Annotated in this window: 9 protein-coding genes and 1 pseudogene; 3 read left to right on the top strand and 7 right to left on the bottom strand. The window is 65.7% G+C overall.

Annotated features, from left to right (window positions below):
- Window positions 1-1,298, top strand: a 1,298-nt coding sequence (gene betB / locus HUK84_RS05080; protein WP_176639292.1) for a betaine-aldehyde dehydrogenase, incomplete at its 5' end; no start/stop codon positions are given.
- The gene (gene betA, locus HUK84_RS05075; protein WP_456306660.1) at window positions 1,298-2,965 is read left to right on the top strand and encodes a choline dehydrogenase; all 1,668 of its coding nucleotides are present in this window, start codon (window positions 1,298-1,300) and stop codon (window positions 2,963-2,965) included. The genes betB and betA, both read left to right, overlap by 1 nt.
- Window positions 2,966-3,093: 128 nt before the next feature.
- Here the strand turns inward: betA and HUK84_RS05070 are convergent, their stop codons facing one another.
- Together HUK84_RS05070 and glyA are read right to left on the bottom strand one after the other, a co-directional pair.
- Entirely contained in the window at window positions 3,094-4,464 is a 1,371-nt protein-coding gene (locus tag HUK84_RS05070) for an L-serine ammonia-lyase (RefSeq protein ID WP_176639291.1), read from the bottom strand.
- Between the two features lie 21 nt (window positions 4,465-4,485).
- Window positions 4,486-5,793: a serine hydroxymethyltransferase gene (glyA, locus tag HUK84_RS05065; protein ID WP_176639295.1), complete on the bottom strand. Its 1,308-nt coding sequence runs from the start codon at window positions 5,791-5,793 to the stop codon at window positions 4,486-4,488.
- 399 nt (window positions 5,794-6,192) lie between these two features.
- Between glyA and HUK84_RS05060 the strand changes: the two genes are divergently transcribed.
- Window positions 6,193-8,619, top strand: a complete 2,427-nt coding sequence (locus tag HUK84_RS05060) for a TonB-dependent receptor (RefSeq protein WP_246285406.1) — start codon at window positions 6,193-6,195, stop codon at window positions 8,617-8,619.
- Between the two features lie 155 nt (window positions 8,620-8,774).
- On the opposite strand, the gene HUK84_RS05055 is transcribed toward HUK84_RS05060, so the two are convergent.
- The 5 genes and pseudogenes from HUK84_RS05055 to HUK84_RS05035 all read right to left on the bottom strand — a co-directional run.
- On the bottom strand, window positions 8,775-9,956 hold the full coding sequence (locus HUK84_RS05055; protein WP_176639290.1) for a quaternary amine ABC transporter ATP-binding protein: 1,182 nt from the start codon (window positions 9,954-9,956) through the stop codon (window positions 8,775-8,777).
- Window positions 9,953-10,819 (bottom strand): choline ABC transporter permease subunit, encoded by an 867-nt coding sequence (gene choW / locus HUK84_RS05050; RefSeq protein ID WP_246285405.1) that lies wholly within the window; start codon window positions 10,817-10,819, stop codon window positions 9,953-9,955. The genes HUK84_RS05055 and choW overlap by 4 nt, the downstream gene beginning before the upstream one ends.
- 66 nt (window positions 10,820-10,885) lie before the next feature.
- On the bottom strand, window positions 10,886-11,299 hold the full coding sequence (locus HUK84_RS05045; RefSeq protein ID WP_176639289.1) for a ketosteroid isomerase-related protein: 414 nt from the start codon (window positions 11,297-11,299) through the stop codon (window positions 10,886-10,888).
- A gap of 21 nt (window positions 11,300-11,320) precedes the next feature.
- Window positions 11,321-12,196 carry a carbon-nitrogen hydrolase family protein gene (locus HUK84_RS05040; RefSeq protein WP_176639288.1) on the bottom strand — a complete coding sequence of 292 codons (876 nt, stop codon included), beginning with the start codon at window positions 12,194-12,196 and terminating at the stop codon, window positions 11,321-11,323.
- A pseudogene (locus tag HUK84_RS05035) lies at window positions 12,193-12,412 on the bottom strand (GNAT family N-acetyltransferase); the annotation flags it as partial. The gene HUK84_RS05040 and the pseudogene HUK84_RS05035, both read right to left, overlap by 4 nt.

Genomic DNA, 12,412 nt, shown 5'->3' with positions numbered 1-12,412 from the left:
AGGCGGAATGGGCCGCCCGAACCGGCGCCGAACGGGCGCGGATCCTGCGCCGGGCCGCCGACCTGCTGCGCCGCGACAATGCGGAGCTGGCGCGGATCGAAACGCTGGATACCGGCAAGCCGATCGCCGAGACGTCGTGCGTCGACATCCTGTCCGGCGCCGACGCGCTGGAGTATTTCGCGGCCATGGCCGCGACGATGACGGGCGACAGCGTCGATCTGGGCGAGGCGGCCTTCGGCTATACACGGCGCGAGCCGCTTGGCGTCGTCGCGGGGATCGGCGCCTGGAACTATCCGATCCAGATCGCCTGCTGGAAGGCGGCGCCGGCGCTGGCCTGCGGCAACGCGATGATCTTCAAGCCCGCCGAACTGACGCCGCTGACGGCGGTGCGCCTGGCGGCGATCTTCCGCGAGGCCGGATTGCCCGACGGGGTGTTCAACGTCGTGCAGGGCACGCGCGAGACCGGGCAATTGCTGACCCGCGCGCCGCAGATCCGAAAAATATCCCTGACCGGCGAGGTCGGCACCGGCCGCAGGGTGATGGCCGACGCCGCCGCCACCCTGAAATATGTCACGCTGGAACTGGGCGGAAAATCGCCGCTGATCGTCTTCGACGATGCCGACGTGGAAAACGCGGTGTCCGCCGCGCTGCTGGGCAATTTCTTTTCAGTGGGCGAGATCTGTTCCAATGCCACGCGCGTCTTTGTCCAGGCGGGCATTCGCGGGCGTTTCCTCGACCGGCTGAAGGCGCGCGTGTCGGCGATGACGATCGGCGATCCGCTCGACCCGCGGACGCAGGTCGGCGCGCTGATCTCGGACGCGCATATGCACAAGGTCCTGTCCTATATCACGGCCGGCAGGGCGGAAGGCGCCGAACTGCTGACCGGCGGCCGGCGCGCGATGCGCGGCGCGCTCCGCCGCGGTGCGTTCGTCGAACCGACCGTGTTCACCGACTGCCGCGACGACATGACGATCGTGCGGGAGGAAATCTTCGGCCCCGTGATGACGGTCCTGGATTTCACCGACGAGGACGAGGCCGTGGCCCGCGCCAACGCGACCCCGTTCGGCCTGGCCGCCGGCGTCTTTACCCGCGACCTGGCCCGCGCGCACCGGGTGGTCGCGCGGCTGGAGGCCGGAACCTGCTGGATCAACCAGTACAACGTCACGCCGGTCGAGCTGCCCTTCGGCGGCTACAAGCAATCGGGCCTCGGGCGCGAAAACGGCCGCGCGGCGCTGGATCACTACACCCAGACCAAGAGCGTCTATGTGGCGCTTGGCGATATCGAGGCGCCGTACTGATGCGGGACTATGATTATATCATCGTCGGTGCCGGCTCGGCCGGGTGCGTGCTGGCCAACCGGCTGACCGAGGACGGGCGCAGCACCGTGCTGCTGCTGGAATTCGGCGGCAGCGACCGCTCGGTCATCGTGCAGATGCCGAGCGCGCTCGCCATGCCGATGCATTCGAAGCGATTCAACTGGTTCTATGAGAGCGAGCCGGAACCGCACCTGGACGGCCGCCGCATGCACACCCCGCGCGGCAAGGGGCTGGGCGGGTCGTCGTCGATCAACGGCATGGTCTATGTGCGCGGCCATGCCCTGGACTATCAGGAATGGGAGGATGCCGGCGCGGCGGGCTGGGGCTATCGCCATGTGCTGCCTTATTTCCGCCGGGCCGAGGATTGCGCGGAGGGCGACGATTCCTATCGCGGGCGCGGCGGCCCGCTGCACACGCAATATGGCACGCTGGACAATCCGCTGCACGATGCGTGGATGAAGGCGGGCGAGCAGGCTGGATATGGCCGTACCGGCGACTATAACGGATTCCGCCAGGAAGGCTTCGACCGGATGAGCATGACGGTGCGTCGCGGCCGGCGCTGGAGCACCGCGAACGCCTATCTGCGCCCGGCGCTGAAGCGCCCCAACCTGACGCTGGAGACCCATGCCCGCGCCACGCGCATCCTGTTCGAGGGCCGGCGGGCCACGGGACTGGCCTATACCCGCCGCGGCGTGGCGCACGAGGCCCGCGCGCGGCGCGAGGTCATATTGTGCGGTGGGCCGATCAATTCGCCGCAGCTTCTGAAATTGTCGGGGATCGGTCCGGCGGCGGAACTGCGCGACCACGGGATTACGGTGCTGGCCGACCGGCCCGGCGTGGGGGAAAACCTGCAGGACCATCTGGAATTCTATTTCCAGGTCGCCTGCCGCCAGCCGATCACGCTCTATTCCGCGATGTCGCCCTGGGCGCGCGCGCGGATCGGCCTGCGCTGGCTGCTGTTCAAGGACGGCCTGGGCGCCACCAACCATTTCGAAAGCTGCGGCTTCATCCGCAGTCGCGCCGGCATCCGCTATCCCGACATCCAGTTCCATTTCCTGCCGCTGGCCGTGACCTATGACGGCAAGGGCCTGGCACGGAGCCATGGATACCAGGCGCATGTCGGGCCGATGCGTTCGAAGAGCCGGGGGTGGGTGCGGCTGCGTTCGGCCGATCCGGCGGACAAGCCGAAGATCCAGTTCAATTACATGAGCCATCCGGACGACTGGACCGAAATGCGCGCGTGCGTCCGCCTGACACGCGAGATCTTCGCCCAGCCGGCCTTCGACCCGTTCCGGGGCGAGGAGTTGCAGCCCGGCGCGGCCTGCGTGACCGACGAACAGATCGATGCCTTTATCCGCCAGCGCGTCGAAAGCGCGCTCCATCCCTCCTGCACCTGCGCGATCGGGGCGGTGGACGATCCGATGGCGGTGGTCGATCCGCAGACGCGGGTGATCGGGGTCGAGGGGGTGCGGGTCGTCGATTCCTCGATCATGCCGCGCGTCACCAACGGCAACCTGAACGGCCCGACCATCATGATCGCCGAGAAGGCCGCCGATCACATCAGGGGCCTGCCGCCGTTGCCGGCCTCCAACGCCCCGTTCTTCGAGGCGCCGGACTGGCAGGCCCGGCAACGCATCGGCGGCGCCTGACCGCCCGCCGGGCATGATCCTGCTGCCATATCCATTCACACTGGTTCACGGATATGGCTCTAGCTCTTTGTTTTAACGAGCATCTTTATCCGACCGGATGAGTCCATCCGGTCGGATGATGCTCTAAATCAACACTCGGGGAGGTTGACGGCCAATCCGCCGAGGGAGGTTTCCTTGTAGCGGTGGTTCATGTCGCGGCCGGTTTCGGCCATGGTGCGGATGACCTGGTCGAGCGAGACGTGGTGCGTGCCGTCGCCGTGCATGGCGAGCGAGGCGGCGTTGATGGCCTTGACCGCGCCGAAGGCGTTGCGTTCGATGCACGGGATCTGCACCAGGCCGGCCACCGGGTCGCAGGTCATGCCCAGATGGTGTTCCATGCCGATTTCGGCGGCGTTTTCCACCTGGAGCGGGTCGGCGCCCAGGGCGGCGGCGAGGCCGGCGGCGGCCATCGAGGACGCCACCCCGACTTCGCCCTGGCAGCCGACCTCGGCGCCCGAAATCGAGGCGTTGAGCTTGAACAGGCCGCCGATCGCGGCCGCCGTCAGCAGGAAGTCGCGCATGCCCTGACGGGCGGCATCGGCCGAGGCATGGGGGCAGAAATCCCGATAATAGCGCAGGACGGCGGGAATGATGCCCGCCGCGCCGTTGGTGGGGGCGGTGACCACGCGTCCGCCCGCCGCGTTTTCCTCGTTCACGGCAATCGCGAACAGGCTGATCCAGTCCATGATCCCGTGGGCCGATCGGGCATTGACGGTCTCTTGCGCGCGCAGCCGCTCGTGAAGGGCGGCGGCGCGGCGGCGTACCTTCAATCGGCCCGGCAGGGTGCCGCCATGGCTCAGCCCGCGTTCGATGCACGCCATCATCACGTCGATGACGTGGTCGAGATAGGCTTCGGTTTCCGCGCGCGGACGCAGGGCGGTCTCGTTGGCCATGACGATGCCGGCGATGCTCAGCCCGCTTTGCCGGGTCTGGTCCAGGAGCTGCGCCCCGCTGACGAAATCGAACGGCACGTCGGGCTGCAGGTAGCCCGCGCTTTCGGTCGCGTCCTCGCGGACGATGAAGCCGCCGCCGACGGAGCAGAAGCGGGCGCGTTCCAGAAGGTTGCCCGCGCTGTCGAGGGCCTCGAACTGCAGGGTGTTGGGGTGGACGGGCGGAATGGTGTCGCGGTCCAGGACCAGGTCCGCCGCGGGATCGAAGGCGATGCTGCGCCCCTGGATGGTCACGCTGCGGCTGGCGCCGACATGCGCCACGATGCCGGCCACCTTGTCGGGATCGACGCTCTGGGGGCTTTCGCCCGTCAGACCCAGGATGACGGCATTGTCCGTGGCATGGCCCTGCGCGGTCCAGGCCAGCGACCCGTAGAGGGTGACCCGAAGCCGGGCCACCCCGTCGAGAGGCGCCAGCGCGGCGGCGAAGCGCTGTGCGGCGCGCATGGGCCCGACCGTGTGGGACGAGGACGGACCGATACCGACTTTGAAAAGGTCGAACAGGCTGATCATGCTTCTCTCGGCAAATGGCGCTCAGGCGCCCGGATAGGCGACATCATAGATCGGGAAGCGGCGGCAGAGTGACTGAACCTCGGCCTTGACGCGATTTTCGACCTCTTGGGCGGCCGGCGTGCCGTGCGCGCTGAGGATTTCGTCGATGAAGCGCCCGATCTCGCGGAATTCGGCGGTGCCGAAGCCGCGGGCCGTGGCGGCCGGGCTGCCCAGCCGCACGCCCGACGTGACGAACGGGGATTCGGGATCGTCCGGCACCGCGTTCTTGTTGGCGGTGATGCCCGCGCGCTCCAGCGCCGCGTCGGCGACCTTGCCGGTCACCTTCTTCGGGCGCAGATCGACGAGGACCAGGTGGCTGTCCGTGCCCCCGGTCACGATGTCGAAACCACGGCGGAGCAATTCGTCGGCCAGGGCCGCCGCGTTCTCGACGACGGCGCGCTGGTAGGACGCGTAGGATGGCTGCAGCGCTTCGCCGAACGCGACCGCCTTGGCGGCGATCACATGCATCAATGGCCCGCCCTGCAGGCCGGGGAAGACCGCCGCATTGACCTTCTTCGCCAGGTCGGCGTCGTTGGTCAGGATGATGCCGCCACGCGGGCCGCGCAGGGTCTTGTGCGTCGTGCTGGTGACGATGTGGGCGTGCGGGAGCGGGTTCGGATAGAGCCCCGCCGCGACCAGGCCGGCAAAATGCGCCATGTCGACCATCAGATAGGCCCCGACCGCGTCCGCGATCCTGCGGAAACGGGCGAAATCGATGATGCGCGGATAGGCCGAACTGCCGGCGACGATGATCCGGGGCCGGTGTTCGCGCGCGAGGCGTTCCACCTCGTCATAATTGAGCAGGCCGGTGTCGGGGTGAACGCCGTACTGGACCGACCGGAACCATTTGCCGGAATAGTTCGGCGCCGCGCCGTGCGTCAGATGACCGCCGGCCGCGAGGCTCAGGCCGAGTATGACGTCGCCGGGCTTGCCCAGCGCCATGAAGGCCGCCTGGTTGGCGTTGGCACCCGAATGAGGCTGCACATTGGCGAATGCCGCGCCGAAGAGCTGCCTGACGCGGTCGATGGCCAGCGTCTCGACGCGGTCCACGTCGCCGCAGCCGCCGTAATAGCGCCTGCCCGGCAGGCCTTCGGCATATTTATTCGTCAGGACCGAACCCTGGGCCTCGAGGACCGCGAAGGACGCCAAGTTCTCCGATGCGATCAATTCGATGCCGTCCTGCTGCCGGCGCAGCTCATCACGGAGGATCGCGGCGACTGCCGGATCGGTCTCGTCAAGAGGCTCGGCAAAGAAACGCCGGCGATCGCCCTGTTCCGCTTCATTGATCATAAGGTGCATGAGGCTGCCTTTCCTGTGCAAGACCGCTTTGTCCCCGGGAGTGAAGAGGCCCCCCGATGTCGCCGGATCCCGACTGTGATGCGCAAGCTGACGCGCAGAATGCAGGAAATCCTAGGATGGCTTCCATGCCGCTATCGCTGATGCAGGCGACATGAGCTTGAAGTCCTGCGACAGGACGGCACGCGCCTACCTTGTGACGTATTCGAAATAAGGTATGTCGCTTTCGTTCATGCGGGGCGCGATCCGGGTTCCTAACCTTGCAGGGTGAGGGAGTCATGATGGCGTCGGGTTGATCCGCCCTCGTCGGGGAATGTGTCGAAGGTCGTTCCATCCCGAAGGATGCTTTTTAGAATCCGCGTTACGAACATAGATCACGGAGTCCTTGGCAGCATGCGGCGACCTGCGAAAAATTACGGCGAACGTCTCTCCACGGTCCTGTTCTCGTCCACCGTCATGGTTTCCCTTCTGGCGGCCGGGCATGTGGCCCAGGCGGCGTCGCCGCACGGCCGGCACCATGGGAAGGCCGCCAAAACCGCTGCCGCGGCCCCGACCCCTGTCGCGGCGAAACACGCGATCGTCCGCGCGCCGCTGCCGCAGAACGAGGATATCGCCATTTCGGCCCGCCGGCGCGCGCATGGCACGATGATCACGGTGGGGGCCAGTGCGATCGCGCGTTCCGTGCCGGGCACGAACCCGCTGAAGGTCCTGGCGCAGCAGCCCGGCGTGATGTTCCAGTCGGACGATCCGCAGGGTGTCGATACCTGGTCGACCCAGATCTACATGCATGGTTTCCTGCAGAACCAGATCAGCACGACTCTGGACGACATTCCGCTGGGTGAACTGGCCTATCGCAACTATAACGGCCTCAATCCCGTTCAGGCGATCAGTTCGGAAAATGTCGGCCGGCTGGACGTATCCACCGGCGCGGGGGCGGAATCCGTCGCCAGCACCAACAATCTCGGCGGCTCGATCGAGTACCATTCCTCGGACCCGAAGAACAGGATGGGCGGCACGGTGGCCCAGACCTTCGGCAGCAACGCGTTGTATCATACCTTCATCCGCCTCGACAGCGGCACGCTGAACCATACCGGCACCAAGTTCTATGTGTCCTACATGCGCAACGACACCGACAAATGGAAGGGGGGCGGCGACCAGTTCTTCCAGCAGGTGAACGCGAAATTCGTCCAGCCGATCGGGGACGACAGCCGGATTTCCAGCTTCTTCGATTTCAGCCAGTACGAGCAGTTCAACTATCAGGACTATTCGCTCGATATCTGGAAGAATGGTGGAAATTACATCGACAATTACTATAACGGCAAATCCAGCGGCTATATCGCGGCCATCCAGGCTGCGCTGGGCCATTATCCCGCCTCGTTCGACGGCATCGGCGACAAGGCCGACGCGGCCTATTACGACAGCACGTCGGCCACGACCGATTATTTCGGCGGACTGACGGGGGATTTCCGCCTGACGGACAGCGTGCGGTGGAAGACCACGTTCTATGGACATGGCGAGCAGCAATACAACCACTGGACCAATCCGTTCTCTCCGTCTCCTTCCGGGGCACCGATGTTCGAAGAGGTGAAGGAGCCGAGCATCCGGCGTTTCGGCATCCTGTCCTCGGTGCAGTACGAGGTTGCCCGCAACCATATCGAAGGGGGCGTATGGTACGAGAACAACCAGTTTGTCTCGACGATGTTCGGGTATTCGCAGCCGAACGTGGTCGATGGCGTCATCCAGGGGACGCCGGTCAACCCGATCGGTTCTCCCAGCCAGGCGCCGTTCATGCAGCTTTACGGGCAGACAACGAATACGAACACCTTTACCGCCTTCGTCCAGGATACGTATAACCCGCTGCCGAATGTCGCGCTGCATTTCGGATTCAAGTCGCTGCTGAACACGTCGCGGGCCGGCGACGGTTACCTGAATACGAATTTTTACGGTCCGGGGGCCTCGGCGACCGGCACGCTGACGACCGCGCGGGCCTTTCTGCCCCATATCAGCGGCGACTGGCACTTCCTGACGCATCATGAACTCTATTTCGACGTGGCCGAGAACGTGCATGCCTATCCGCAGGGACAGTTCAAGACCGTCGCGTCGCCATTCGCGGTGACCCAGGCTGCCTTCAATTACGCGCGGCCGACGCTGAAGCCCGAAAGCGACTGGGCCTATGCGGTGGGATATCGCTATTCCGACCATTTCCTCGACGCGACGCTGCATGCCTATCACACGGATTTTTCCAATCGCCTGCAGCAGATCACGTCCGGCAATATCGTGAACCCGATTTCCACGGTCCTGAATGTGGGCAACATCACGATGAATGGCGTCGACGCCGGCCTGACGATGCGGCTGTTCCGTGGCGTGTCGCTGTACAACAGCATCAGCTACAACCATTCGACCTATGACAGCAACGTGTCGTCGCAGGGCGTAACCTATTACACCAAGGGATCGCAGGTCGTCGCCTATCCGCGCCTTATGTACAAATCGAGCCTGAGCTATGCCTATCGCGGCTTCGACGCGCATATCGATGCGTCCTACATGTCGCAGCGCAACCTGAGCTATACGGGTGACGCCAAGGTGCCGTCCTACTGGCTGGCGGATTTCGGCATGCGCTACAAGTTCGGCACTATGAGGAAATATGCCCATTCCCTGGGCTTTGTGCAGAACGTGGAACTGGATTTCAACATCTACAACCTGACCAACCAGTTCTATGTCTCGACGATGGGGGAAAACGGCTTTCCGCTGTCGGGCGATTACCAGTCGTTCCTGCTGGGGGCCCCCCGCCAGTTCTTCGGATCGGTCCGTGCGGAGTTCTGAGAGGAAATCGCGCCCCATGGCCATGACGGAGGCCAGTCTTCGGATCGTTCCTTCGGATTACTGCCAAGCCCCCGGCGCGAGCCGGGGGTTTTTGATTCAGGGATGGATCGCCTGCCCCGTGGGACGGGCGACACGTCAGGATCGGGACAGCGGGATCACGGCCCTGAACGGCGCTCTCCGGACAAGGCCTGAAGAATATCGGCGTCGTCGCACAATCCGATCAATTGCCCGTCTTCCTCCACCAGGACGGGAAAACCGCTGCGCTGCCGCAGGGCGATGATCTCGCCGAGGCTCATTTGTGCCGATACGACGCAGAGCGATCCGTGCTGCCAGTCCTTGGACGCCTTGAGCGGCATGTCCTGGCCGGCGACGTGTGCCGTCATCGTGTTCGGCGCGATTGCGATAGTGCCCCCGTCCAGCATCCCGTCCGGCCGCAGGGGCAGATCCCGAAAGCGTCGCATGACTGTCGACGCCAAAATGGTCGGCAGCGGATTCATGTGGCGGATGAATTCCGCCACATAGTCGTTGACCGGACGCAGGGCGATGTCGTTGGGCGTTCCGGTCTGAATGATGCGCCCCTCGCGCATGATCGTAATGCGGCTGCCGATCTTCAGCGCCTCGTCGATATCGTGGCTGACGAACAGGATCGTCTTCTTCAGCCGTTTCTGCAAATCCATCAGCTCGTCCTGCAATTTGCGGCGGATGAGCGGGTCGAGCGCGGAAAAGGGCTCATCCATCAGCAGGATATCGGCATCCGTGGCAAAGGCGCGGGCCAGGCCCACGCGTTGCTGCATGCCGCCCGACAATTCGTGGACCTGGGCATCGGCCCAGTTCGACAGGCCGACCAGCGCCAGCTTTTCCTCGACGATCTCTCGCCGGATCGACGGGGCCAGGCCGCGCAGTTCCAGTCCGAACCCCACATTGTCGCGCACGCTGCGCCAGGGCAGCAAGCCGAACTGCTGGAATACCATGGCGATGCGCGTCTTGCGCAGTTCGCGCAGCGTATCGGCGTCGCAACGCGCGATATCGAGCCAGGCCGAGCCGTTGCCGATGCGCACCTCGCCGCGCACGGGCCGGTTCAAGCGATTGGCCGCGCGCAGCAGGGTGGATTTACCCGACCCCGACAGCCCCATCAGCACGCTGATTTCGCCCCGCGCCACCGCGAGGCTGGCGCCCGCCACGCCCACCGTCACCTTGAGGGCGCGGCCGATTTCCTCGCGCGTTTCGCCGGCGTCCAGCCGTGCCAGCGCCGCCTCGATCGCGCCGCGCCGGCCGCTGCGGTCGAACAGGATATCGATGTTGCGGAATTCCAGCGCCGCATTCGCCGTCTCGCTCATGATGCGGAATCCTTCGCGCGGCAAAGGCGATCGAGCATGATGGCGAGGAGCACGATGACGAAACCGGATTCGAAGCCGACATCGACCTGCACGGTATTCAGCGCACGCACCACCGGTACACCCAGCCCCCCTGCCCCGACCAGTGCCGCGATCACGACCATGGACAGGCTGAGCATGATGCATTGCGTCAGTCCGGCCTGGATCATCGGCAGGGCGGCGGGCAGCTCGATCTTCCATAGAATCTGCCGCTCGGTGGCCCCGAACGCCTCGCCGGCCTCGATCAACGCGCGCGGCACGCGCGCGATGCCCATCTGCGTCATGCGGATCGGCGCGGGCAAGGCGAAGATGATGGTCGAGATCATGCCCGGTACGGTGCCCAGGCCGAACAGGATCAGCGTCGGGATCAGATAGACGAATGTCGGCAATGTCTGCATCAGGTCAAGGATCGGGTGCAGCACCCGCGCCAGCCGGGGATGATGGGCGCCGGCCACCCCCAGCGGCACGCCGATCGCCATGCAGCACAGGGTCGAGAACAGGATCAGCGACAGCGTCGCCATCGTCTCGTTCCAATAGCCCTGGTTGATGATGAACAGCAGCCCCAGCGCGATCAGCGCCACCAACGCCCACGACCGACGCAGGAACCACGCCCCGGCGACCGCCGCCGCGACCAGCAGCAAAGGCGGCATATCCAGCAGCAGCGTGGTCAGGCCGTCCGCGCAGGCGCCGACCACGTCGCTGATCGCGTCGAAGACGCCCAGCCCATAATGCCGGATGACGTCGATCACCGCCGCCATCGCGGTGCCGACGGGAATCTTGTGTTCCGTAATCCATCGTTCCGGTGCGATCATCCGTGTGGCCTTCATTCAGCGGCGTTCAACGCCGTTCCGTCCAAGTGTCGCTCGTCGCAGAAACCCCGTGCCTGTCCCGCGCTATTTCCCCGTAACCTGGCGCGTCCATTCCGGCAGGTTGTAGAAATTCGAGATCCGGGCGACCTTGCCGTCCCGCAGGGTGAAGAACGCCCCCGCCGGCAGCACGTAGCCCTGGCCGTGCGCTTCGGGCAGGCCGTCATCGGTGCTGAGATACGTGCCGTGGACGACGAATTCCGCGGCCGCGCGGCTGCCGTCTTCATTGACCATGACCACCACGTCGCGGATGTCCTCGCGGTAGCAGCTATCCATGCGGTGCAGGAAGGCGCGGAACGGCGCCACCCCGATCTCGCTGCCGCCCTGGTTGATGTCGTGTACGACATCGTCGGTGAGCAGGGCCAGGAAAGCCTCCCGGTCGCCGGAATTGAAGGTGCGGTAATAGGTTTCGATCAGCGTTCGCGCGGTTTCGACGGACATGGCGGGCTCCGATGCGGGGTTTCAGACAAAGGAATGGATGGCGGCGGGCGGCACATGGACGGGCCAGTCGCGGCAGTTGCGCACCGCCCCGTCCCGGCGTACCGCGTCCAGGGCGGCGGGGTCGAGCGTGGCGAAGGCCCAGGACGCGGTATTCATCGCGCCCTGCGCGATGATGCCGTCGGGCGGGAAGCCCCGGTCCATCGGACCGTAGATCGCGGCGCGGCCGCAATTCGCGTCGAGGGTCTGGAGCCACGGCGCGTCGCCGACCATCGGCGCCAGCGCGACGAAGCACTGGTTTTCCAGGGCCCGCGCCTGGGCCGACACGCGGACACGGTTGAACCCGTGCATCGTATCGGTGCAGGTCGGCACCAGGATCAGCCACGCCCCGGCCTCGATCTGCGCGCGGGTCAGCATCGGGAATTCGGAATCGTAGCAGATCGCCGTGCCGATCAACCCCCAGGGGGTTTCGAACACCCCCGGCGGATCGCCGGCCCGCACGCCCCAGGCTTCGGTCTCGAAACGGGTCATGACATGCTTGTCCTGGAACGCCACCCGTCCGTCGGGCGCGATCAGCGGCGCCCGGTTGCGGACGAAACCGGGTTCGGGACGCGGCAGGGTGCCGGGCATCAGCCAGACACGGTGGCGTTTCGCCGCTGCGGCCATGATGTCCAGAAGGGCATCGCTGTGCCGGCAGACCGCCCGCAATTCCGCCGTGGGGTCGGGCTGGTCCGTCATCGCGGACGCGGCCTCCATGCAGGCATATTCCGGCAGCAGCAGCAGATCGGCCTGGCGCGCGCCTTCCGCGACGACGCGGTCCAGATGCGCCGCGTAATCCTGCAGGGTGCGCGCCCGTTCCACGGACCACGCATAGGCCCCGAGACGCAAGGTCTGGCTCATCTGTCCTCCAGAAGCTGTTCGGGCAGCGGCACCGCGCCCAGGGCCCGGCCCCAGAAATCGAGGCGATGGGGGACCTCGTGCCCGGTCCCGACTTCCTTCCAGGGGTAGGTGCAGGACAGGCCGGGCAGCCGCGCATAGCCGCGCCGAGCCCAGAATCCGTCCAGCGGCACCCAGCCGGCGGGCCGGGCCGGATGGTCGGGCGGACGGTGGACCGCG

It is taken from the genome of Nguyenibacter vanlangensis (assembly GCF_013376155.1).
Classification (GTDB): Bacteria; Pseudomonadota; Alphaproteobacteria; order Acetobacterales; family Acetobacteraceae; genus Gluconacetobacter; species Gluconacetobacter vanlangensis.
Note: the sequence above shows the minus strand (reverse complement) of the source record. Positions and strands in the feature narration are given on the sequence as shown.

Bases quoted from the DNA above. Each gene is read 5' to 3' on its own strand.
- choW (WP_246285405.1), bottom strand. From the start codon at position 10,819: ATGAAGGCCACACGGATGATCGCACCGGAACGATGGATTACGGAACAC.
- HUK84_RS05045 (WP_176639289.1), bottom strand. From the start codon at position 11,299: ATGTCCGTCGAAACCGCGCGAACGCTGATCGAAACCTATTACCGCACC.
- HUK84_RS05060 (WP_246285406.1), top strand. From the start codon at position 6,193: ATGCGGCGACCTGCGAAAAATTACGGCGAACGTCTCTCCACGGTCCTG.
- HUK84_RS05055 (WP_176639290.1), bottom strand. From the start codon at position 9,956: ATGAGCGAGACGGCGAATGCGGCGCTGGAATTCCGCAACATCGATATC.
- betA (WP_456306660.1), top strand. From the start codon at position 1,298: ATGCGGGACTATGATTATATCATCGTCGGTGCCGGCTCGGCCGGGTGC.
- glyA (WP_176639295.1), bottom strand. From the start codon at position 5,793: ATGATCAATGAAGCGGAACAGGGCGATCGCCGGCGTTTCTTTGCCGAG.
- HUK84_RS05070 (WP_176639291.1), bottom strand. From the start codon at position 4,464: ATGATCAGCCTGTTCGACCTTTTCAAAGTCGGTATCGGTCCGTCCTCG.
- HUK84_RS05040 (WP_176639288.1), bottom strand. From the start codon at position 12,196: ATGAGCCAGACCTTGCGTCTCGGGGCCTATGCGTGGTCCGTGGAACGG.